Genomic DNA, 19,557 nt, shown 5'->3' with positions numbered 1-19,557 from the left:
CTGCCAAGGAGCGTGAAATGAGCAACCCCTATCGACAGCTGTTCGACACCCCTGGAACCCGTGGATTTGCCCTGGCGGGATTGCTGGCACGGCTGCCTCTGCCCATGACCGGTATCGGCATCATCACCCTGGTTTCCCAGTTGCGCGGCAGCTTTGCCCTGGCCGGTGCGCTGGCGGCGACGTTCGTCATGACCTATGCGCTGCTGTCGCCACGCATCTCCCGCCTGGTGGACCGGCACGGGCAATCGACGGTGCTGCCGTGGGCGACGCTGGTCAGCGTGGCGGGCTCGGCGCTGTTGCTGGCTGGCACCTGGTGGCCGCTGGGCGACTGGAGCCTGTTTCTCGGCGCGCTGCTGGCCGGTGCCATGCCGAGCCTGTCGGCAATGGTGCGGGCGCGCTGGACGGCGCGCTATCGCGGGCAGCCGCAGTTGCAGACGGCGTATTCGCTGGAGACGGTGCTGGACGAGCTGACCTTCATCGTCGGGCCGCCGCTGTCGGTGGGCTTGTGCGTGGGCCTGTTTCCCCAGGCAGGGCCGTTGCTGGCGGCGCTGCTGCTGGCGCTTGGCGTTGCTGCGCTGGTACTGCAGCGCGCCAGCGAGCCGCCGGTGACGAGGGATATCGAGGTAGCGGGTGGGTCGCTGCTCGGCCTTGGCCAGGTGCGCCGGTTGAGCCTGTTGATGGTCGCCATGGGGGTGATCGTCGGCACCGTCGATATCGTAAGCGTCGCCTTCGCCGGTGAGCGCGGGCAGCCGGGGGCGGCGAGCCTGGTGCTGTCGGCGTATGCGCTGGGGTCGTGCCTGGCGGGCTTGGCGTTCGGTGCGCTGAAGCTGTCGCAGCCGCTGCCCCGGCTATTGCTGCTGGGGGCGCTGGCGACAGCAGCGAGCACGCTGCCGATGTGGCTGGCCGGGTCGATCCCACTGTTGGCGCTGGCGGTGTTCGGTGCCGGGCTGTTCTTCGCGCCGACCATGATCGTGGCGATGTCGTTGCTGGAGCGCAGCGTGCCGGAGCAGCGGCTGACCGAGGGCATGACCTGGTTGCTGGCGGGGTTGAATGTCGGGGTCGCGATGGGCGCGGCAGTGGCGGGGCAGGTGGTGGACCTGTGGGGGACGCGGATGGGGTTCGCCGTGGCGGTGCTGGCGGGGGCAGGGGTGCTGTTGCTGGGATGGCTCGCGGCGCCTTGCGGAAGCCGGTCGCTCGCTCCCGCAAGGTGAGCTTCGGCGGGCGGCTAGAAAATCGGCACGCTGGCCGTGGTCCGGGTTATCGCGATGGTCAACATCGCCCTGCAGATCTTCAGGTCGATGATGGCGTCGGTGAGCAGTACCTGATTGCCCGAGAGCGGTTGCTCGGGCAGCAGTGCCAGCCCGCGGAGGGCGCCCTTGAGGCTTTCCTCGGCATTGCGCAGCGCATCCTCGGGGGACAGGCCGGCGCGGACGCAGAGGACGGGTGGATCGGGGACGATTTTCTTCATGGTGCAACTCCCTTTGATGTCTCGGAGTCGCCACATCACGCTGCTATACGAAAGGTGGCGACTGTACGTGAGTTAGCAGACCGGTAAAGGGAAACCCGGTGCACCCGAAGGTGCCCACACGCACAGCCGCCATGACGCGTTGCTGGTGGTTTTCCTTTGAACGGACTGCTAATCCGCGTCGTTGATTTGGCAACGACCGGCGGAGATTAGGCAGCGTTTCCCGAGCACGCAACCACCAGGCGGGGTCGGGGAGTATGCTTGGGAAATTGCCTACAAGAAAGTCGGAGATAGGGGAATTTTCGTGGCGGGATGCGACAGATTTCAGCCACTCAGACGTGCTGCAGGATCGCCCCGATCAACCCCGGAAAGCGCCCGTCCAGCGCCTCGGTACGCAGCGAATTCATATGCGTGGTGCCCACCGCTCGGGTCTGTACCAGCCCGGCATCGCGCAGCACGCGGAAGTGGTGGGACATGCTCGACTTCGGCCGGCCACCGTCCAGCTCGCCACAGCTCGCCTCGGCCACGCTGGCCAGGCAACGGACGATTTCCATGCGAACAGGGTCGCTCAGCGCATAGAGCACGCGTTCGAGGACGAAGTCTTGAGGTTCGGGGTGTTTATAGGCACGCATGGGCCGAATGATACCGGAGGCTTCTCTAAATGCCAAAGTTCGAATACTATCGAACAATCGTATCTCGACTGTAGGACGTTTCCCCATGACTGCACTGTTCCAACCCTTCACCCTGAAAGACGTCACCCTGCGCAATCGCATCGCCATTCCGCCGATGTGCCAGTACATGGCCGAAGACGGCATCGTCAACGACTGGCACCAGGTGCATTACGCCGGCATGGCCCGTGGCGGCGCCGGCCTGGTGGTGGTGGAAGCCACTGCGGTCGCGCCGGAAGGGCGGATCTCGCCGAACTGCACCGGTATCTGGAGCGACGCCCATGCCCAGGCCTTCGTGCCGGTGGTCAAGGCGATCAAGGCGGCAGGTTCGGTGCCGGGCATCCAGATCGCCCATGCCGGGCGCAAGGCCAGCGCCAACCGTCCCTGGGACGGCGACGACCATATCCCTGAAAACGATCCACGCGGCTGGCAGACCATTGCGCCGTCGCCGATCGCGTTCGGTCACCACCTGCCGAAGACCCCGCGGGAAATGACCCTCGACGATATCGCCCGGGTCCGCCAGGACTTCGTCGATGCCGCACGCCGCGCCCGTGACGCCGGTTTCGAGTGGATCGAACTGCACTTCGCCCACGGTTACCTGGGCCAGAGTTTCTTCTCCGAGCACAGCAACAAGCGCACCGACGCCTACGGCGGCAGCTTCGACAACCGCAGCCGCTTCCTCCTGGAAACCCTCGCTGCCGTGCGTGAAGTGTGGCCGGAGCACCTGCCGCTGACCGCGCGTTTCGGCGTGATCGAGTACGACGGTCGTGACGAGCAGACCCTCGCCGAATCCATCGAACTGGCCCGTCGTTTCAAGGCCGGTGGCCTGGACCTGCTGAGCGTCAGCGTCGGTTTCACCATTGCCGAGACCAACATCCCGTGGGGTCCGGCGTTCCTCGGTGAAGTGTCGCGCCGGGTGCGCGATGAAGCCGGTATTCCGGTGACTTCGGCATGGGGCTTCGGCACGCCGCAATTGGCGGAAGAGGCGGTGAGTTCGCGGCAACTGGATATCGTTTCGGTGGGGCGTGCGCACCTGGCCGACCCGCACTGGGCGTACTTCGCGGCCAAGGAACTGGGGGTGGACAAGGCGTCGTGGACCCTGCCTGCGCCATATGCGCACTGGCTGGAACGCTATCGCTGATTGCGGTTGGGGTAACAATTCCAACGTAGGACGCGTACCCCTGTGGGAGCGGGTTTACCCGCGATGAATATGGTGAATTCACCTACGCCATCGCGGGTGAACCCGCTCCCACAAGGTCCAGTATTCTCAGTCCACTGCGACCAGGGGAATGGCCACGGCAGCATGCTGTTGCTGCAGGTAGTCGCAGATTTCCATATTCAGCCGCACGTACTCGTCCCAACTGAATTGCCGGGCATAACGCTGGGTGAATTGCAGGTCCACCCGGCAGATGTCCGGGCGCTCCTCGTAGATCCTGCACCTCTTGCTGGCGGCGTCGTAGTGCCGGCAGGTGCCGTCGCCACGGTCGAGGAAGCGGGTTTCCTCGGCCATGTGCACATGCTGGCAGCACAGCCCGCACTGGTTGCAGGGAAACGGCGAGGTGATCGAACAGCTCATGTCGTCTCTTCACCTACAGCGCCCGCGCCGAAGCGCGGGCGCCTGTCTCATGCGACGGGTGCGTCCAGCGCGGCTTTCTGCCCGCTGGCCACTGCGGCGACATCCTTGATGCGCTTTTCCGTCGACAGCACCAGGTTGCCGGCTTCGTCGAGGATGGCGGTGTCGATCATGGCCTTGATCAGCTGGGCGAACTTGACCGCGCGGAATACCACTTTCTTGCTCTCGTCGGAGAAGCTGCGGTAGTCGACGCCGTTGTTCTCGATCACCTTCTTCAGCTCGTTGACGCTGCGGCGCAGCTGCGCGCTGATGTTGGAGAAGGTGGTGTTGGCCAGCGCGGTCACCGCATCGATGGCTTGCAGCTTGCCGGCCATCAGGTTGGCCTGCTCGCGGATGGTCTTGGCCTGTTCCATGTTGCTGCGCGCGGTGTTCAGGGCTTCCTCGCCCTTGCTGCCCAGGACATGACCGAAGATCGCCAGGGCGGGACCGGCGACGATGCCGCCCAGCACCATCATGCCCCCTGCCATGCCATAGCCACCGGCGGCCAGCGAACCACCGCCGAGCCAGGCCAGGGTGGCGTTGGTCGCGGCGACGCCGCCAAGGGAGGAGATGGCGGTGCCGGTGCTCGCCGTGGCCAGCAGCATGGTGCCGTTATAGGCACCGAAGGCCAGGGCCGCGCCGCCGGTCATCCCGGCGCCAAGGCCGAGGCCGGCGTCCTTGAGTGCCTGGTAGTCCTGGCGCAGGCCGACCAGGGTCTTGCCGGTGAAGTCGCCGGCGTTGAGCTTGTCCAGCTCCGGGCTCTGGCTCAGTTCGACGTTCTTCAGGCGTTCGAAAGTCTCGATGAACTCGGCGACCACGCCGTTGAAGGCACGCAGCTTGCGCTGGCCGTAGTCTTCCAGGGTGGCGTTGGTCTTGGTGCGCTGCTCCTCGACCTTGGCGTTGGCGGCATCGACCATGGAGCCGGCACTGGCATTGAGGTCCTTGGCTTCGCTGTGGTCCATGGCGCCGCTGACGCCCTTGACCGCGCCGTAGATACCGGCCGCCGCAGCGACCGCACCGATGATGAGTGGAATAGGCATGGCTCTGGTCCTTATTCGAGAATGAGCGAGATGGTTTTGCTGACTTCCTGGTTCATGGTTTCGGCACGTTCCAGCAGGTCGTCGAAGATGAAGTCTTCCAGCTTGTGGTGCAGCTGGAATTCCTTGAGCAGCGCCCATTCCACGCTGGAAATGTTGCCGTCGCGCAGGGCCACCAGGAACAGTTCGAACAGCACCACCTTGGGCGTCGACGGCAGCTCGAACCTGGTCGCCTTGAGCAGTTCGCGCAGTACGCTGGTGGCGGCCTGCACGCGGTATTCCGGCTTCTCGGCGGCGATCATCGGCAGCTTCTTCAGCACCTCGATCAGGCGCGTTTCCACGTGCCAGGTCGAGGAGAAGAAGGTGTTGAACGACGAGGCGTTGCCGGTGGATTGCACCAGTTCGTCGATCAGCTCGCGTTCGGCGTCGCCGGTGACGATGGTGAGGGCGTCGAGGTCGCTGCTGGAGGTCAGCTGGTCGCGCGTCTTGCCATCCCAGCGCAGCGGCTTGTCGGCGATGGCGAGCAGTTTCGCCAGGTCGATGAGGTGTTGCTTGTCCGAGCTGGACAGGAGTTTCATCAGCATTGCACAGGATCCTTTTTCCGGGAGCAGGGGCAGGAGTGAGGTCAAAGCACCAGTGGGCCGTCGCTGTCCATGAAGGCGTCGAATTCGCTCTGTGAGCTGAATTCCAGCTGTTTGCCCAGCAAGGTGGCGTACTGGTTGATGGCGACGGCGAAGGCATCGCTGTCGGCGCCGTTGACCGCGACGAACAACTGCGCGGTTTCATTGCGCAATTGCGGGATCTCGCGGCGGGTGAATTCATCGAGGCGGGCTTGTTCCTCGGCGATGCGCTCGCGTGCAGCGGCCTGGATCATCCGGGCGCGCTCCAGTTGCCGGCGCGACAGTTCCACGCTGCGGGCCGCCTCGAAGGCGCACTGGTAGAAGGTCGACGCCAGGGTGTAGCCGATCATGCCGCCGATGGCCGCACCGACGAACGGAATCGGTACGGCGATCTGGCCGAGCACCGCCATCATGCTGCTCGACAGCATGCCCGTGCCTTTCTCGCCGAGCTCTTCCAGCAGTTGCGCTTCGCTGATGTCGTCGTTGATGTAGCGGTGGATCGAGGTCGTCAGTGACAGGCAGATGTTGACCACCAGCGCCGGTGCGTTGGTGCCGGACAGGGTGCGCAGGGTCTGGTTGCCTGACTGCTGCATGGCGCCCTTGAGCGCCGAGCCGGCGAACGCCGTGCCGTAGCCCAGCGCGGCGGCCTTGGCGGTGTCGATGGCCAGGTCGCGGGCGGCCTCGTCCAGTTCCTTGGTGTCCTGGGCCACCTTGAAGGCGTTGCTCAGCAGGGAGATGCCGCCGCCGATCAGCGCGCCGTACTTCGCGCCTTCGACACCGGCCCGGTGGCTGGTGCGGGCGATGTCCTTGAGGGTTTCGCGCAGGGGGCGTTCGGCGTAGTCGATGGCCTTGGTGGTGTCCAGGCCGAGGTCGACGATGTCTTCGTCGGCCAGCTTGTCGAAGCGGTCGGCGCGCTCGCGGAACTTGGCCGCCACCTCGGGCTTGCCTTCGCTGTCGAGCTTGTCGGCGCGGGTGCGCAGGTTCTGCGCGCGGGTGCGGCAGTAGGTCTTGGCCTCTTCGACCTGTTCGCTGGGCAGTTCGAGCTTCTTGCCGAAGTACTTGCTGTACTTGTGGTCCTCGTGGCTGACCTGGTTGGCCACACGGTTGCCGTTGGCCTCGACCTTGGTCTGCGCCTCGTAGACGATCTGGCCGTTTTCATCCACCCGCACGCGGTCCACGGCCTGGCGGTAGGTGCCGTCGGTCTCGATGCCGTAGTGCTTGAGGTCGTCACTGCGGATGCTGCGCTCGCTGGACTTGTTGATGATCGCTTCGGCGTTTTCGCGGCTCGTGCTGGCGACCTCCGCGGCCCAGCCGGCGCGGTGCTTGACGCCGGTGTTTTCCTGGCTGATGCCCTTGAGGCCCTTGCTCAGCGTCACGCCGTGCTCGTTGTCGACGCCGGTGTAGGCCTTGACGAACTCGGCGTTGGCGCTGCCATAGCGCGACACGGTCTCGCTGGAGGACAACGCGGTGGCGGTGTTGGCCCGGTCACGGGCGATGGCCTCGCGATCGGCTGGCGTGGCGAGCGGCTGCTCTTCGGTGTCCGCGGCAGACACGGTGCCGATGTCGTTGAAGTTCATGCGCGCTCCTGAAGGTGTGGGTCGCAGGTGGAAGACGGCTGGCCGGCGTTTTCCGGCGTGGCATACAAGGCGGAGACTTTTTCCAGCTTGTCCCGGATCGCCTCGATCCAGGGCTGCGGCTCGTGCAGGCGGATGCTTTCACCGAGGCCGAAGACCCACCAGAAGGTTTCCTGGTCGTCGGGCACCGTGACCTGCAGGTGCTGCCAGTCGCTGTCGGGTAGCGGCGTGAGGCTTTGTTCGGCGCTCAGCGGCGTTTCCTGCAGCATCCAGGCGATCGACGGTGCGACATCGGCCACCAGGCGCTGCTGGCCGATCTGCCCTTTGTGGTTGAAGCCACTGCGGATGAAAGTGTCGAGTTCGAAGCCGTCCGGCTCGACAGATGCCTCGTCGAGGCAGGTGGCCTGCTGGATGCGGTGCATCGCGAACTGACGCACGTCGGCGTAGCCCTCGACCCGGCCGACCAGATAGCTGACGGCATGGCGCGACACGATGCCGCTGGGGTGGATGCGCAAGGCCTTGTGCTCGGCCTTGCTGCGACTGTGGTAGCGAATGTCCAGCTGGCGCGCTTCGAGCACTGCCATGGCGACCTCGCTCCACACCGTGGCTTCCACGGCGGCTGGCAGCAGGGCCTTGCCGTTGGGGATCACGCGCACGCGTCGGGGCCAGTTGGCCAGGGGGTTGTGCTCCAGCCCCTGCAATTGCCGATGGGCCAGGTCGAAGTGCGGCGCGAGCAGGTCGAGGATGCTCGGCGGCAACACCTTGTTCAGGTGGCTTTGCGCGAGGGCGAAGGCCAGTGCCGTCGGGGTGTCCAGCGCCGGAAAGTCGAAGCGTGGCATGTCGCTGGGGAAGCTCCAGCGAAACGGCTTGCGGCTTTCGTCGCAGTCGAGGGGGAAGTCCAGACCCAGGCGCCCGATCAGGTCGCGCTGCAGGGTGCGCTGGTCGATATCGAAATTCTCGGCCTTGAGCTTTTTCAGCAGCTCGCTGGTGGAGATGCTTTTCGGCGCACGGGGAATCAGGCGTAGCAATGCCAAGTGCCGGAACAACCGGTCCTTAGGATCTGACATGGGGGAACAATCCGATCTGCCTTGAAGGTTCGCGGGTGCGGCGAACAATCCTTTGTGGCCTTTTAACATCATCTTGTGCACTCCGCCAATAGTCCGTCCGTCGAGGGTTCAGGCTGCGCTGTGCTGGGTTGCACGGTTACGGGACTTTTCCCGCTCCAGTTCCTTCTCCATTTCGGCGAAGGCCTGGCGGTTCTTCATGGTGATCACGCCGATGACCACGCCGAGGGTGAAGCAGATGAGTTCTTTCATGGACGATTCGCTCGTTGACCGGGGTTGAGGCGATCATCCGACGAGGGTGCGACAGCCTGCGTCGCATCACACAAAAATCTGCGGGATAAAAAGATCGCGCGGCCCACGGCAGCTTTGCGCGCTGCGCACCGCAGTTTTGCCTTGCGGACGGATTCCGTGATGGCGCCCGGCCCTCTAGTCTGGCGCCATCCCGTTCCGTCCCTTCGATGAGGTCCGCCATGTCCCTTGGCAATCCTGTCGCCGCCGAGTCCCGCTCGGCGCTGGCGACACCCACGCTGTCCAGTTCCCTGGTGATCTTCCTGGCCATCTGTTGTGGCGCGGTGGTCGCCAACCTGTACTACGCCCAGCCGATCGTCGAGCTGATCGCGCCGAGCATCGGCTTGTCCAGTCACAGCGCCAGCCTGATCGTGTCCCTGACCCAGTTCGGCTACGCCCTGGGCTTGCTGTTCCTGGTGCCGCTGGCCGACCTGCTGGAGAACCGCCGCCTGCTGGTGGGCTTCACCCTGGCGGCGGCGGTGTGCCTGGTGGCTGCGGCCCTGAGTACTACGCCGTCGCTGTTCCTGGTCTGCTCGCTGCTGATCGGCCTGACCTCGGTGGCGGTGCAGATACTCGTGCCGCTGGCCGCGCACATGGCTCCGGAGGCCAGTCGTGGCCGGGTGGTCGGCAATATCATGAGCGGCCTGCTGCTGGGCATCCTGTTGTCGCGGCCGCTGTCCAGTACCCTGGCCGAATCCTTCGGCTGGCGCGGGGTGTTCTTCGGCGCGGCGGGCCTGATGACCTTGATTGCGCTGGTGATGGGCCTGGTCCTGCCGCGTCGCCTGCCGACGCACCAGGCCAGCTATCCGGCGTTGATCGCCTCGGTGTTCGCCTTGGCGCGGCGGCATGGGGTGCTACGCGAGCGCTCCCTGTACCAAGGGCTGCTGTTCGCCAGCTTCAGCAGCTTCTGGACCATTGCCCCGATCGAGTTGGTGCGGCATTACGGCTTCAGCCAGGGTCAGGTGGCGATCTTCGCCCTGGTCGGTGCGGTGGGCGCCGTCGCCGCGCCGATCGCCGGGCGCCTGGCCGATGCCGGGCACAGTGTGCGCAGCACTGCGGCGGCGCTGGTCCTGGCCCCGTTGGCGCTGGTGGTCGGTTCGCTGCAAGGCGGTGGCTGGTGGTGGATGGTGGTCACCGCGGTGGCCCTGGACTTCGCCGTGCAGCTGAACATGGTCCTCGGCCAGCGCGAGGTCTACGCCATCGACCCGCACAGCCGGGCCCGGCTCAACGCGGTGTACATGACCAGCATCTTCGTCGGCGGCGCCCTTGGCTCGCTGATCGCCAGCCCGCTGTACGAGCAGGTCGGCTGGGAAATGTTCGCCTGCCTGTCGGCCTTGCCGCCGGTGTCGGCCCTGGCCCTGTTCGTCTTTCGTCCGCGCGGTTGAGCACGGCGATGCAAGCGCGGGGCGGCACTTTCGTTCACACTCACCGGCCAGGAATTCAAGCTGCCGAGGGCCGGGCTGTGGATAAGTTGCAGGCGTTGAGCATGTTCGTCGAAACCGTGCGCTGCGGCGGTTACTCCGCTGCGGCGCGCAAGCTCGGCGTGGCGACGTCGTCGGTGACCCGCCAGGTCGCCGCGCTGGAGGCCGAGCTGGGCACGACCCTGCTCAACCGCACCACCCGCCACAGCAGCCCGACCGTGGTCGGCCAGGACTACTACGACAAGGCCGTGGCCATCCTCGATGCCCTGGCCGAGGCCGACGGCGCGGTGTTCGACCGTGGCAGCGAGGCACGCGGGCGGCTGCGGGTCAGCGTGCCTGTGGAGTTCGGCCGCAGGGGCATCGCCCCGCACCTGGGGCGCTTGCTGGCACGGCATCCCGAGCTGGATATCAGCCTGCACCTCAGCGACCAGATGACCGACATGGCCAAGGAACGCATCGACCTGTGCGTGCGCCTCGGCTCGACACTCGCCACTGACGACATCGTCAGCAAGCCCATCGGCCGCTTTCAGCGCTGGGTAGTGGCGAGCCCGGGATACCTGGCGCGCGGGGCGATCCCGTTGCATCCGCTGGACGTGCTGGAGCACGCGTGCCTGGTGTTCGACTACGGACCGTCGTTGCAGAACTGGGTGTTTCGCGAGGGGGGCGACAGCATTGCGGTGAATGTCCACGGGCGCCTGTACAGCAACAATGCCGATGTGCTGCGTGAGGCGGCGCTGGCGGACGGCGGGCTGGCGCTGCTGGCTGACTGGCTGGTGGACGAGGATGTGCGCCAGGGCCGCTTGGTGCGGGTGCTGGCGGGGTTCGAGGCGAGCCCCGGCAGTGCCAGCTGTTCGATCAACGTGCTGTATCTGCCGGGGCATCGGGAGTCGAGCCGGATCCGCGCGTTCGTGGCGTTTCTCGAAGAAATCCTGGACTGACGTCGACGCGTACCCTCTGGGAGCGGGTTTACCCGCGATTACGTCAGTGAACTCACCATCGTAATCGCGGGTGAACCCGCTCCCACAAGTCCCATGCGAAACCATGAGTCATGTGTTGTTTCCGCAGGCAAGCATCGCCTTCACTTGCCGACCTGAACGAAATCCTCCTCGAAGAATTCCCATTCCCCGCGCCCGTCGCTCTGCCGGCGCAACACCTCCATCTGGCGCAACTCCACCCGCCTGATCTTCCCGGAAATGGTCTTGGGCAACTCGACGACGAATTCGATACGCCTTACCCGCTTGTACGGCGCCAGGTTGTCGCGGGCGAAGGCGAGGATCTCGCGGGCCAGCTCGGCGTTGCCCTGCTGGTCGTGGGCGAGGATCAGGAAGGCCTTGGGCACCGCAAGTCGCAGCGGGTCGGGGCTTGGCACCACCGCCACCTCCATCACCGCCGGGTGCTCGATCAGCGCGCTTTCCAGCTCGAACGGGCTGATGCGGTAGTCCGAGGCCTTGAACACGTCGTCGGCGCGGCCGACGAAGGTGATGTAGCCGTCGTCATCGATCTGCGCGGTGTCGCCGGTGCGGTAGTAGCCGTCGCGCATCACCTCGGCGGTCTTCTCCGGGCTGTCTTCGTAGCGCAGCATCAGGCCCAGCGGACGCACGTCCAGCGGCAGCGCCACCTCGCCTTCGCGGGCGGGCTGGCCGTCGGGGTCGAGCATGGTCACCCGGTAGCCGGGCAGCGGACGGCCCATGGAGCCGGGCTTGAGCGGCTGGCCGGGGGTGTTGCCGACCAGCGCGGTGGTTTCCGACTGGCCGAAACCGTCGCGCAGGTCGAGGCCCCAGGCGTGCTGGATCTGCTCGATGATTTCCGGGTTGAGCGGCTCGCCGGCGCCCACCAGTTCACGCAGGCGCAGGCGCGTGCGATAAGCACCCAGGTCCTCCTGGATCAGCATGCGCCACACGGTGGGCGGGGCGCACAGGCTGGTCACACCGTACTGCTCCAGCACCCGCAGCAAGGCGGCGGCGCTGAAGCGCGAGGTGTTGTGGATAAAGATGCAGGCGCCGGCATTCCATGGCGCGAAGAAGCAGCTCCAGGCGTGCTTGGCCCAGCCGGGCGAGGAAATGTTCAGGTGCAGGTCGCCGGGTTGCAGGCCGATCCAGTACATCGTCGACAAGTGCCCGACGGGATAGCTCTGGTGGCTGTGCAAGACCATCTTCGGCTTTGAGGTGGTGCCGGAGGTGAAGTACAGCAGCATCGGGTCGCTGGCGCGGGTAGTGCCGTCGACATTGAACTCGCTGGAATGGGCGTGGGCGGCGTCGTGATCGATCCAGCCTTGTGCCTGGGCGCCGACACTGATGCGCGTGCAGCCTTCGGCCAGGCCGGCGAACTTGTCCACATGGGCGGCGCCGACCACCAGGTGGCGCACCTGGCCGCGCTCAAGGCGATCGCGCAGATCGTCGGCGGTGAGCAGGGCGGTGGCCGGAATCACCACCGCGCCGAGCTTGAAGGCGGCGAGCATGGTTTCCCACAGGGCGATATGGTTGCCGAGCATCAGCAGGACTCGCTCGCCGCGCTTCACGCCCAGGCTGCGCAGATGGTTGGCGACGCGGTTGGAGCGCTGCGCCAGTTCCTCGAAGCTGTAGCGGCGCTCGCTGCCGTCTTCCTCGACTATCCACAGGGCCGTGGCCGCGTTGTTGCGCGCCATGTCGTCGAAGTAGTCCAGCGCCCAGTTGAATTCGTTCAACTGCGGCCAGCGGAAATCCCGGGCAGCGGTGGTGTAGTCGGTGCGATGGGCGAGCAGGAAATCGCGCGCGGCGAGGAAGGCATGGCGGTCGGTCATGGCAGGCGGCCCTGGATTGTTGTTATGGGGGCGGTGCGGGTCTGGCCGAGTATAGGCAGGGTGGGGGGAGGGGAGTACGGGTAGAAAAGCAGGTGGGATGTGCAAAAAAACCGGGAGCTTCATCCTTCTGGCCGCACGTGAATTCGGACCAAGAAAAAGCCCCTTGGAGCGAGGGCTCACAAGGGGCTTTCTTTACGAGGCGCTGACTCAGACGTTGAAGCGGAAGTGCATCACGTCACCGTCCTTGACGATGTAGTCCTTGCCTTCCAGACGCCATTTGCCGGCTTCCTTCGCGCCGCCTTCACCCTTGAACTGGATGAAGTCGTCGTAGGCGACCACTTCGGCGCGGATGAAGCCTTTCTCGAAGTCGGTGTGGATCACGCCAGCGGCCTGTGGCGCGGTGGCACCGACGCGGACGGTCCAGGCGCGGACTTCCTGCACGCCGGCAGTGAAGTAGGTCTGCAGGTTGAGCAGGGCGTAGCCTGCGCGGATCACGCGGTTCAGGCCAGGCTCTTCGAGGCCCAGGGCTTCGAGGAACATGTCCTTCTCTTCGCCTTCGTCGAGTTCGGCGATTTCCGCTTCGATCTTGTTGCACACCGGCACCACCACCGCGCCTTCTTCATCGGCGATGGCACGCACCACGTCCAGGTGCGGGTTGTTGTCGAAACCGTCTTCGGCAACGTTGGCGATGTACATCACCGGCTTGCTGGTGAGCAGGTGGAAGCCGCGGATCACCGCCTTCTCGTCGTCACCCATGTTCTTCATCAGGCTGCGCGCCGGCTTGCCTTCGGTGAAGTGCGGGATCAGTTTTTCCAGGATGGCCTTCTGGGCCAGGGCATCCTTGTCGCCGCCCTTGGCGTTGCGCGCGACCTTCTGCAGTTGCTTCTCGCAGCTGTCGAGGTCGGCGAAGATCAGTTCCAGGTCGATGATCTCGATGTCGCGCTTCGGATCGACGCTGTTGGAGACGTGGATCACGTTCTCGTCTTCGAAGCAGCGCACCACGTGGGCGATGGCGTCGGTCTCGCGGATGTTGGCGAGGAACTTGTTGCCCAGGCCTTCACCCTTGGACGCGCCCGCCACCAGGCCGGCGATATCGACGAATTCCATGGTGGTCGGCAGGATGCGCTGCGGCTTGACGATGGCTGCCAGGGCATCCAGGCGCGCGTCGGGCATCGGCACGATGCCGCTGTTCGGCTCGATGGTGCAGAAGGGGAAGTTCTCTGCCGCGATACCGGATTTGGTCAAGGCGTTGAACAGGGTGGACTTGCCGACGTTGGGCAGGCCGACGATGCCGCAATTGAATCCCATGGTGAATCCCTCTTCGTGAAGTCAGGCCTTCTGGCTGTGCAGCTCTCTCATCGCACGCGCCCATTCGCCGGCGAGGATGTCCGGCAGCACGCCGAGGGCAAAATCGATGCTGGCGTCGAGTTTGTCCTGTTCGGCGCGCGGCGCCTTGCCCAGGACGAAGTTGGACACCAGCTTGGCATCACCCGGGTGGCCGATGCCAAGCCGCAGACGGTGAAAGTCGTTCTTGTTGCCGAGCTGCGCGATGATGTCGCGCAGGCCGTTGTGCCCGCCATGGCCGCCGCCCTTCTTGAGCTTGGCGACGCCGGGGGGCAGGTCGAGTTCGTCGTGGGCCACCAGGATGGCATCCGGCTCGATTCGGAAGAAATTGGCCAGAGCAGCAACGGACTGGCCGCTGCGGTTCATGTAGGTGGTGGGGATCAACAGGCGAACGTCTTGGCCCTGATGGCTGAATTTCGCCGTCAGGCCGAAATACTTGCGGTCAGCGGTCAGGTTGACACGCTGGGCGCTGGCGATGCGTTCAACGAAAAGAGCCCCTGCGTTATGCCGGGTCTGTTCGTATTCGGGGCCGGGATTTCCCAGGCCGACGATCAACTGGATGGCGGTCACGTCAGGGGCTCTTCCTTGGAGTTGGGGGTGGCGGCGCGATCACCGCCACCCGGGCAACACCGGCGAACCGAGTAGATTACTCGGCAGCGCCTTCTGCTTCTGGAGCAACGCGCGGGGCGTGAACGTTGGCAACGGCCTTGTCATCACCGTGGGCCAGAGCGACGAACTCTACGCCTTTCGGAGCTTTCAGGTCCGACAGGTGGATGATGGTGCCGATTTCGGCGTTGGCCAGGTCGACTTCGATGAACTCAGGCAGGTCCTTGGCTTCGCAGGAAACTTCGATCTCGTTCTCTACGTGGGAGATCTCGCCGCCTTTCTTGACCGGAGCTTCTTCGTTGATGAAGTGAACCGGTACCTTGGCGGTCAGTTTCTGGCCAGCGACGACGCGAACGAAGTCGGCGTGCATGATGAACTGCTTGGCCGGGTGACGCTGCAGGGCCTTGACGATGACGTTCTGCTTGGCGCCGTCGACGTTCAGCTCGATCACGTGGCTGAAGGCAGCTTCGTTTTCGAACAGCTTGGTGAGTTCCTTGGCCAGGATGGTCACGGACTCAGCGGCCTTGTCACCACCGTAGACAACGGCAGGAGTGTTGGCGGAATGACGCAGGCGGCGGCTCGCACCTTTCCCCAGGTCAGTACGCGCTTGGGCGTTCAGGATGAAATCAGTCATTTTGTATCTCCAAAATAGCCGGCTCCGAAGGGCATTTGCGACCAATGCCGAAGCGGAGAGGGCAAAAAAGCCCCGCCCCAACAACAGGTGTTGGGGCGGGGCGCTTTACGTCAACGGATGTTTGCCGGGGCTTGCGCCTCAGCGGAACATCGCGCTGATCGATTCTTCGTTGCTGATGCGGCGGACCGCTTCGGCGACGACCGGTGCGATATCCAGTTGACGGATACGGTCACAGGCTTGTGCAGCGGCGGACAGCGGGATGGTGTTGGTCACCACCAGCTCGTCGAGCACGGAATTCTCGATGTTCTCGATCGCGCGACCGGAGAGTACAGGGTGCGTGCAGTAGGCGTAAACCTTGGCAGCGCCGTGTTCTTTCAGGGCCTTGGCCGCGTGGCACAGGGTGCCGGCGGTATCGACCATGTCGTCGACGAGAATGCAGGTACGTCCTTCGACATCACCGATGATGTGCATCACTTCGGAGTGATTGGCCTTCTCGCGGCGTTTGTCGATGATACCCAGGTCGACACCCAGGGACTTGGCGACGGCACGTGCACGCACGACACCACCGATGTCCGGGGAGACGATCATCAGGTTCTCGAAACGCTGGTCTTCGATGTCATCCACCAGTACGGGGGAGCCGTAGATGTTATCTACCGGAATATCGAAGAACCCCTGGATCTGGTCAGCGTGCAGGTCGACGGTGAGAACACGGTCGATACCCACGACGGTGAGCATGTCAGCGACGACTTTGGCGCTGATGGCAACACGCGCCGAACGCGGACGGCGGTCCTGGCGGGCATATCCGAAGTAAGGAATCACAGCGGTGATTCGGGACGCTGAGGAACGGCGGAAGGCATCGGCCATCACTACCAGTTCCATCAGGTTATCGTTGGTTGGCGCGCAAGTCGGCTGAATGATGAAGACGTCCTTACCGCGGACGTTTTCATTAATCTCAGTGCTGATTTCGCCGTCGGAGAACTTGCCGACAGAAACATCACCCAGTGGGATATGCAGCTGACGTACGACACGCCGAGCCAGATCGGGGTTGGCGTTCCCCGTAAAGACCATCATCTTGGACACGCGCAGTACCTGAAGGCTGAGGGTATACCTGGATGAGTATAAGGAAAATGGCAGGGGCGGCTGGATTCGAACCAACGCATGGCAGGATCAAAACCTGCTGCCTTACCGCTTGGCGACGCCCCTGTATCTGTTGCTGCGAGTACCTGGTACTCGATTCCTAGCGCAGACTTCGTAACTTGCGATGCAACATCGAAACGTTGCTTCCCTTTGCCACGAACCCTGTCTGGGTCTCTGCAAGAAGGGCCAAAACTTTATCAGCTTCAGCTTTGTCTGGGAAGGCCCCAAACACACAACTTCCAGTGCCGGTGAGTCTTGCTTCAGTGAATTTACCTAGTAAATTCAAAGCGTTACGTACTTCTGGGTAACTTTGCTCAACTACCGCTTGACAGTCATTTCGACTGTTTCCCTCGGGAACGGGGCGCACTTTAATGGGCTTTGAATTACGTGTCAACAAAGGATGCGAAAAAATTTCTGCCGTACTTACAGCGACTTGCGGAACCAGCACGACGTACCAGGGCTCGTGCGGATCGACCGGCGTGAGCTTTTCCCCCACGCCCTCGGCGAACGCCGCATGGCCGCGAACGAACACCGGAACGTCGGCGCCCAGGCCCAGGCCGATTTCGGCCAGCTGGTCTTCGGAGCAGCCGGTGTTCCACAGGTGATCGAGGCCGAGCAGGGTGGTGGCGGCATCCGAACTGCCGCCACCGATGCCGCCGCCCATGGGCAGCACCTTGTTCAGCCAGATGTCGGCGCCCAGCGACGTACCGGTCAGTTGCTGCAGCTTGTGCGCGGCGCGAACGATCAGGTTGCTGTCGTGGGGAACGCCGGGGATCTCGGTGACCAGGCGGATTTCACCGTCCTCGCGGGCGGCGAAGCTCAGTTCGTCGCCGTGGTCGAGGAACTGGAACAGGGTCTGCAGTTCGTGGTAGCCGTCGGCGCGGCGGCCGAGGATGTGCAGCATCAGGTTGAGCTTGGCCGGGGCCGGCAGGGTGAGGGTGGCGTTCATCTCAATGCCCCAGCTGGCGCGGTTGCCATTCCTTGAGGACCACGGTCACGTCGAGGTCCTGGCCGTGCAGCTTCATGCGCTCGGGAAGCCAGTAGCCGTTCTGTTCGGTGTAGCTGGTGTATTCGACCTGCCAGCCGTCCTGCTCCAGGCTGGCCAGGCGGCTGTTGCCGTCGAGGGTCAGGCGGCTCTTGCTGTCCGGGGCCGGCAGGCCGCGGACCCACCAGACCAGGTGCGAGACCGGCAATTCCCAGCCCATCTGCTCGGCGAGCAGGGTTTCCGGGGTCGCAGCCTCGAAGCGGCCCTGGTTGGCCACTTCCAGCACCACCTGGCCCGGACGTCCGGTCAGGCGCGCGGCGCCACGGCCCAGCGGGCCGGACAGGCGGATGTCGTAGTAGTCCTGGCGTTGCAGCCAGAACAGGGTGCCGCTGCCGGAATCCTTGGGCGCGCGGATGCCGACCTTGCCGTTGATCTGCCAGCCGTCGAGGGAGGCCAGTTGCTGCTTGTGTTCCTTCCAGAGCTGCGGGCTGCCCTGGCCCTGGACGGCTTCTTTCGATCCGAAGCCGGCGCAACCGGCGAGCAGGGCGATCAGGCTGAAGGTGATGATGTGGCGCAGGAACATAGGCTTAAAGGGTCTCGGATCCGGTCAGGCGCAGGACGGTTTTGCGCAGGATGGGGCTGTCGGGCTGGCCTTCGAAGGCCTTGGCCCAGACCTGGCGGGCTTCGCGGCGCTTGCCGTTGGCCCAGAGCACTTCGCCCAGGTGAGCGGCGACTTCATGGTCGGGGAAGCGCTCCAGCGCCCGGCGCAGCAGGCGTTCGGCCTCGTCGAGGTTGCCCATGCGGTAGTTGACCCAGCCCAGGCTGTCGAGCACGGCGGGATCTTCCGGGGTGAGCAGGTGGGCCTTCTCGATCAGCGCCTTGGCTTCGGCATAACGGGTGGTGCGGTCGGCCAGAGTGTAGCCGAGAGCATTGAGGGCCATGGCGTTTTCCGGCTCGCGGGCGAGGATGCTGCGCAGGTCCTTTTCCATCTGCGGCAGATCGTCGCGCTTCTCGGCGAGCATGGCCCGGGTATAGAGCAGGTTGAGGTCGTCCGGGTATTGCTTGATGGCCTTTTCCAGGACCCGCAGCGCCTGGTCGTCCTTCTTGTTGTTGCCGAGGGTCTCGGCCGCGATCAGGTACAGCTGGATGGCGTAGTCGGGCTGGCTGTCGCGGGCCTGGTCGAGGCGGCGCAGGGCCTCGTCGGTGCGGCCGTTGGCGATGAGGATGTCGGCCTGGCGCAGTTGCGCCGCCAGGTAGTCGTTGCCCGGTCCGACCTGGGCGTATTCGGCAAGCGCGCCTTCGGGGTCGTTGCGCTCTTCGCGGATGCGACCGAGGTTGAGGTGCGCGGCATCGACGTGGCTGTCGCGGTCGATCAGGTCCTGCAGGTAGCCGGCGGCTTCGTCATACGCCTTGGCTTCCAGGCTGACCAGGGCCAGGGAATAGCGCAGCTCGTCGTCGTCCGGGTACTGCTGGAGCAGGCTGGCGAATTCGACCTTGGCGTCGTCGATGCGGTCCTGTTCCACCAGCATGCGCGCGTAGGTCAGGCGCAGGCGCTTGTCGTCAGGGTTGCGCTCGATGCTCTTGCGCAGCAGCGGCAGTGCCTCGGAACCGCGGTCGAGGCTCTGCAACAGGCGCGCCCGCAGGAGGATCGGGGCGATCTCGCTGTCGTCCTTCGGCGGATGGGCTTCGAGCAGGGCCAGGGACTCCTCGGACTTGCCGTCCTGCTGCAGGAGCAGGGCCTTGCCGAACACCAGCTGGCTGTTGTCGGGGTATTTCTGCAGCAGACGGTCGAAACTCTTCAGCAGGCCGTCGCGGGTATCCTGGTCGGTTTCCGCGGCGGACAGGGCGAGGAAGTCGAAATGGGTATCGCCCTGGCCCTGCAGGACCTTCTCCATGTAGGCCATGGAGTCGTCGTAGCGCCCGGCGCGGGCCAGCTGGATGGCGGCGGCGCGTTGTGCGTCGATGTTGTCCGGGTCGTTCTTCGCCCACAGCAGCGAGGTGTCCAGCGCCGACTGGTCGGCGCCGAGGTATTCGGCGATGCGGAAGGCGCGCTCGGAGATCGCCGCGTCCTGGGTCTTCTCGGCCTGGGCCACGTAGTTGTCCAGGGCGATGTCGAAGCGGTTGCGCTGCCCGGCGATTTCCGCCACCAGCAGGCTGTACAGGGTGTCTTCGCTGAACGAACCGTAGACCGTCGGCTCGGGCTTGGTCGTCGGCGCGGCGGCCTGCTGCCCGGCGGGAGCCGTGGCATCGCTGGCACCGGGCAGGGCCTGGCATCCCTGGAGCAGGGCAAGAGCGAGAAGCAACGCGGAAGATCTATTCATAA

The 19,557-nt window shown here is 64.7% G+C and carries 20 protein-coding genes and 1 tRNA gene; 4 read left to right on the top strand and 17 right to left on the bottom strand.

The features are described 5' to 3' along the window. Positions 1 to 17 precede the first annotated feature (17 nt). Positions 18 to 1,211 carry an MFS transporter gene (locus V0R59_RS10875; protein WP_330073851.1) on the top strand — a complete coding sequence of 398 codons (1,194 nt, stop codon included), beginning with the start codon at positions 18 to 20 and terminating at the stop codon, positions 1,209 to 1,211. Positions 1,212 to 1,225: 14 nt separating this feature from the next. Here V0R59_RS10875 and V0R59_RS10870 read toward each other — a convergent pair whose 3' ends face one another. Both V0R59_RS10870 and V0R59_RS10865 read right to left on the bottom strand, forming a co-directional pair. Continuing rightward, entirely contained in the window at positions 1,226 to 1,468 is a 243-nt protein-coding gene (locus V0R59_RS10870) for a hypothetical protein (RefSeq protein WP_330073850.1), read from the bottom strand. 329 nt (positions 1,469 to 1,797) lie between these two features. Next, positions 1,798 to 2,097, bottom strand: coding sequence for an ArsR/SmtB family transcription factor (locus V0R59_RS10865; RefSeq protein ID WP_330073849.1), 300 nt, complete (start codon positions 2,095 to 2,097; stop codon positions 1,798 to 1,800). Positions 2,098 to 2,182: 85 nt separating this feature from the next. Between V0R59_RS10865 and V0R59_RS10860 the strand changes: the two genes are divergently transcribed. Then, complete coding sequence (locus V0R59_RS10860; protein WP_330073848.1) at positions 2,183 to 3,274, top strand: NADH:flavin oxidoreductase/NADH oxidase; 1,092 nt, start codon at positions 2,183 to 2,185, stop codon at positions 3,272 to 3,274. Positions 3,275 to 3,400: 126 nt separating this feature from the next. Here the strand turns inward: V0R59_RS10860 and V0R59_RS10855 are convergent, their stop codons facing one another. From V0R59_RS10855 to V0R59_RS10830, 6 genes are all read right to left on the bottom strand, one after another. Further along, the gene (locus tag V0R59_RS10855; protein WP_330073847.1) at positions 3,401 to 3,709 is read right to left on the bottom strand and encodes a YkgJ family cysteine cluster protein; all 309 of its coding nucleotides are present in this window, start codon (positions 3,707 to 3,709) and stop codon (positions 3,401 to 3,403) included. A 47-nt stretch (positions 3,710 to 3,756) separates the two neighbouring features. Then, positions 3,757 to 4,785, bottom strand: a complete 1,029-nt coding sequence (locus V0R59_RS10850) for a hypothetical protein (protein ID WP_330073846.1) — start codon at positions 4,783 to 4,785, stop codon at positions 3,757 to 3,759. Between the two features lie 11 nt (positions 4,786 to 4,796). Further along, positions 4,797 to 5,366 carry a hypothetical protein gene (locus V0R59_RS10845; RefSeq protein WP_330073845.1) on the bottom strand — a complete coding sequence of 190 codons (570 nt, stop codon included), beginning with the start codon at positions 5,364 to 5,366 and terminating at the stop codon, positions 4,797 to 4,799. Positions 5,367 to 5,407: 41 nt separating this feature from the next. Continuing rightward, complete coding sequence (locus tag V0R59_RS10840) at positions 5,408 to 6,979, bottom strand: hypothetical protein (RefSeq protein WP_330073844.1); 1,572 nt, start codon at positions 6,977 to 6,979, stop codon at positions 5,408 to 5,410. Further along, positions 6,976 to 8,043 (bottom strand): helix-turn-helix transcriptional regulator, encoded by a 1,068-nt coding sequence (locus V0R59_RS10835; RefSeq protein WP_330073843.1) that lies wholly within the window; start codon positions 8,041 to 8,043, stop codon positions 6,976 to 6,978. The genes V0R59_RS10840 and V0R59_RS10835 overlap by 4 nt, the downstream gene beginning before the upstream one ends. A gap of 108 nt (positions 8,044 to 8,151) precedes the next feature. Beyond that, positions 8,152 to 8,292 (bottom strand): hypothetical protein, encoded by a 141-nt coding sequence (locus V0R59_RS10830; protein ID WP_330073842.1) that lies wholly within the window; start codon positions 8,290 to 8,292, stop codon positions 8,152 to 8,154. Positions 8,293 to 8,510: 218 nt separating this feature from the next. Between V0R59_RS10830 and V0R59_RS10825 the strand changes: the two genes are divergently transcribed. Both V0R59_RS10825 and V0R59_RS10820 read left to right on the top strand, forming a co-directional pair. Then, positions 8,511 to 9,713, top strand: coding sequence for an MFS transporter (locus tag V0R59_RS10825; protein ID WP_330073841.1), 1,203 nt, complete (start codon positions 8,511 to 8,513; stop codon positions 9,711 to 9,713). A gap of 77 nt (positions 9,714 to 9,790) precedes the next feature. After that, positions 9,791 to 10,687, top strand: coding sequence for a LysR family transcriptional regulator (locus tag V0R59_RS10820; RefSeq protein WP_330073840.1), 897 nt, complete (start codon positions 9,791 to 9,793; stop codon positions 10,685 to 10,687). Between the two features lie 140 nt (positions 10,688 to 10,827). Here the strand turns inward: V0R59_RS10820 and V0R59_RS10815 are convergent, their stop codons facing one another. The 9 genes from V0R59_RS10815 to V0R59_RS10775 all read right to left on the bottom strand — a co-directional run bounded on the left by V0R59_RS10815 (position 10,828) and on the right by V0R59_RS10775 (position 19,555). Continuing rightward, positions 10,828 to 12,528 carry an AMP-binding protein gene (locus tag V0R59_RS10815; protein ID WP_330073839.1) on the bottom strand — a complete coding sequence of 567 codons (1,701 nt, stop codon included), beginning with the start codon at positions 12,526 to 12,528 and terminating at the stop codon, positions 10,828 to 10,830. A 207-nt stretch (positions 12,529 to 12,735) separates the two neighbouring features. Further along, on the bottom strand, positions 12,736 to 13,836 hold the full coding sequence (gene ychF / locus V0R59_RS10810; RefSeq protein ID WP_330073838.1) for a redox-regulated ATPase YchF: 1,101 nt from the start codon (positions 13,834 to 13,836) through the stop codon (positions 12,736 to 12,738). 21 nt (positions 13,837 to 13,857) lie between these two features. Further along, the gene (gene pth / locus V0R59_RS10805; protein ID WP_330073837.1) at positions 13,858 to 14,442 is read right to left on the bottom strand and encodes an aminoacyl-tRNA hydrolase; all 585 of its coding nucleotides are present in this window, start codon (positions 14,440 to 14,442) and stop codon (positions 13,858 to 13,860) included. Between the two features lie 76 nt (positions 14,443 to 14,518). Beyond that, complete coding sequence (locus tag V0R59_RS10800; RefSeq protein ID WP_330073836.1) at positions 14,519 to 15,112, bottom strand: 50S ribosomal protein L25/general stress protein Ctc; 594 nt, start codon at positions 15,110 to 15,112, stop codon at positions 14,519 to 14,521. Between the two features lie 138 nt (positions 15,113 to 15,250). Continuing rightward, positions 15,251 to 16,192, bottom strand: a complete 942-nt coding sequence (locus V0R59_RS10795) for a ribose-phosphate pyrophosphokinase (RefSeq protein WP_009405962.1) — start codon at positions 16,190 to 16,192, stop codon at positions 15,251 to 15,253. A gap of 48 nt (positions 16,193 to 16,240) precedes the next feature. Continuing rightward, positions 16,241 to 16,315: transfer RNA gene (locus tag V0R59_RS10790), tRNA-Gln, on the bottom strand. Between the two features lie 34 nt (positions 16,316 to 16,349). Next, positions 16,350 to 17,198: a 4-(cytidine 5'-diphospho)-2-C-methyl-D-erythritol kinase gene (gene ispE / locus V0R59_RS10785; protein ID WP_330073835.1), complete on the bottom strand. Its 849-nt coding sequence runs from the start codon at positions 17,196 to 17,198 to the stop codon at positions 16,350 to 16,352. A gap of 1 nt (position 17,199) precedes the next feature. Continuing rightward, a complete protein-coding gene (gene lolB / locus V0R59_RS10780) occupies positions 17,200 to 17,817 on the bottom strand; it encodes a lipoprotein insertase outer membrane protein LolB (RefSeq protein ID WP_330073834.1) in 618 nt (205 codons plus the stop codon). Positions 17,818 to 17,821: 4 nt separating this feature from the next. Then, entirely contained in the window at positions 17,822 to 19,555 is a 1,734-nt protein-coding gene (locus V0R59_RS10775; RefSeq protein WP_330073833.1) for a tetratricopeptide repeat protein, read from the bottom strand. Positions 19,556 to 19,557: the final 2 nt, after the last annotated feature.

The sequence above is a fragment of the Pseudomonas ulcerans genome, assembly GCF_036324125.1.
In the GTDB taxonomy this organism is placed as follows: domain Bacteria; phylum Pseudomonadota; class Gammaproteobacteria; order Pseudomonadales; family Pseudomonadaceae; genus Aquipseudomonas; species Aquipseudomonas ulcerans.
The sequence above is the reverse complement of the archived record's forward strand: the minus strand, read 5'-3'. Positions and strand labels throughout refer to the sequence as shown.

Bases quoted from the DNA above. Each gene is read 5' to 3' on its own strand.
- V0R59_RS10835 (WP_330073843.1), bottom strand. From the start codon at position 8,043: ATGTCAGATCCTAAGGACCGGTTGTTCCGGCACTTGGCATTGCTACGC.
- ispE (WP_330073835.1), bottom strand. From the start codon at position 17,198: ATGAACGCCACCCTCACCCTGCCGGCCCCGGCCAAGCTCAACCTGATG.
- ychF (WP_330073838.1), bottom strand. From the start codon at position 13,836: ATGGGATTCAATTGCGGCATCGTCGGCCTGCCCAACGTCGGCAAGTCC.
- V0R59_RS10860 (WP_330073848.1), top strand. From the start codon at position 2,183: ATGACTGCACTGTTCCAACCCTTCACCCTGAAAGACGTCACCCTGCGC.
- V0R59_RS10840 (WP_330073844.1), bottom strand. From the start codon at position 6,979: ATGAACTTCAACGACATCGGCACCGTGTCTGCCGCGGACACCGAAGAG.
- V0R59_RS10825 (WP_330073841.1), top strand. From the start codon at position 8,511: ATGTCCCTTGGCAATCCTGTCGCCGCCGAGTCCCGCTCGGCGCTGGCG.
- V0R59_RS10800 (WP_330073836.1), bottom strand. From the start codon at position 15,112: ATGACTGATTTCATCCTGAACGCCCAAGCGCGTACTGACCTGGGGAAA.
- V0R59_RS10850 (WP_330073846.1), bottom strand. From the start codon at position 4,785: ATGCCTATTCCACTCATCATCGGTGCGGTCGCTGCGGCGGCCGGTATC.
- lolB (WP_330073834.1), bottom strand. From the start codon at position 17,817: ATGTTCCTGCGCCACATCATCACCTTCAGCCTGATCGCCCTGCTCGCC.
- V0R59_RS10875 (WP_330073851.1), top strand. From the start codon at position 18: ATGAGCAACCCCTATCGACAGCTGTTCGACACCCCTGGAACCCGTGGA.
- V0R59_RS10830 (WP_330073842.1), bottom strand. From the start codon at position 8,292: ATGAAAGAACTCATCTGCTTCACCCTCGGCGTGGTCATCGGCGTGATC.
- V0R59_RS10855 (WP_330073847.1), bottom strand. From the start codon at position 3,709: ATGAGCTGTTCGATCACCTCGCCGTTTCCCTGCAACCAGTGCGGGCTG.
- V0R59_RS10870 (WP_330073850.1), bottom strand. From the start codon at position 1,468: ATGAAGAAAATCGTCCCCGATCCACCCGTCCTCTGCGTCCGCGCCGGC.
- V0R59_RS10865 (WP_330073849.1), bottom strand. From the start codon at position 2,097: ATGCGTGCCTATAAACACCCCGAACCTCAAGACTTCGTCCTCGAACGC.
- V0R59_RS10775 (WP_330073833.1), bottom strand. From the start codon at position 19,555: ATGAATAGATCTTCCGCGTTGCTTCTCGCTCTTGCCCTGCTCCAGGGA.
- V0R59_RS10815 (WP_330073839.1), bottom strand. From the start codon at position 12,528: ATGACCGACCGCCATGCCTTCCTCGCCGCGCGCGATTTCCTGCTCGCC.
- V0R59_RS10845 (WP_330073845.1), bottom strand. From the start codon at position 5,366: ATGCTGATGAAACTCCTGTCCAGCTCGGACAAGCAACACCTCATCGAC.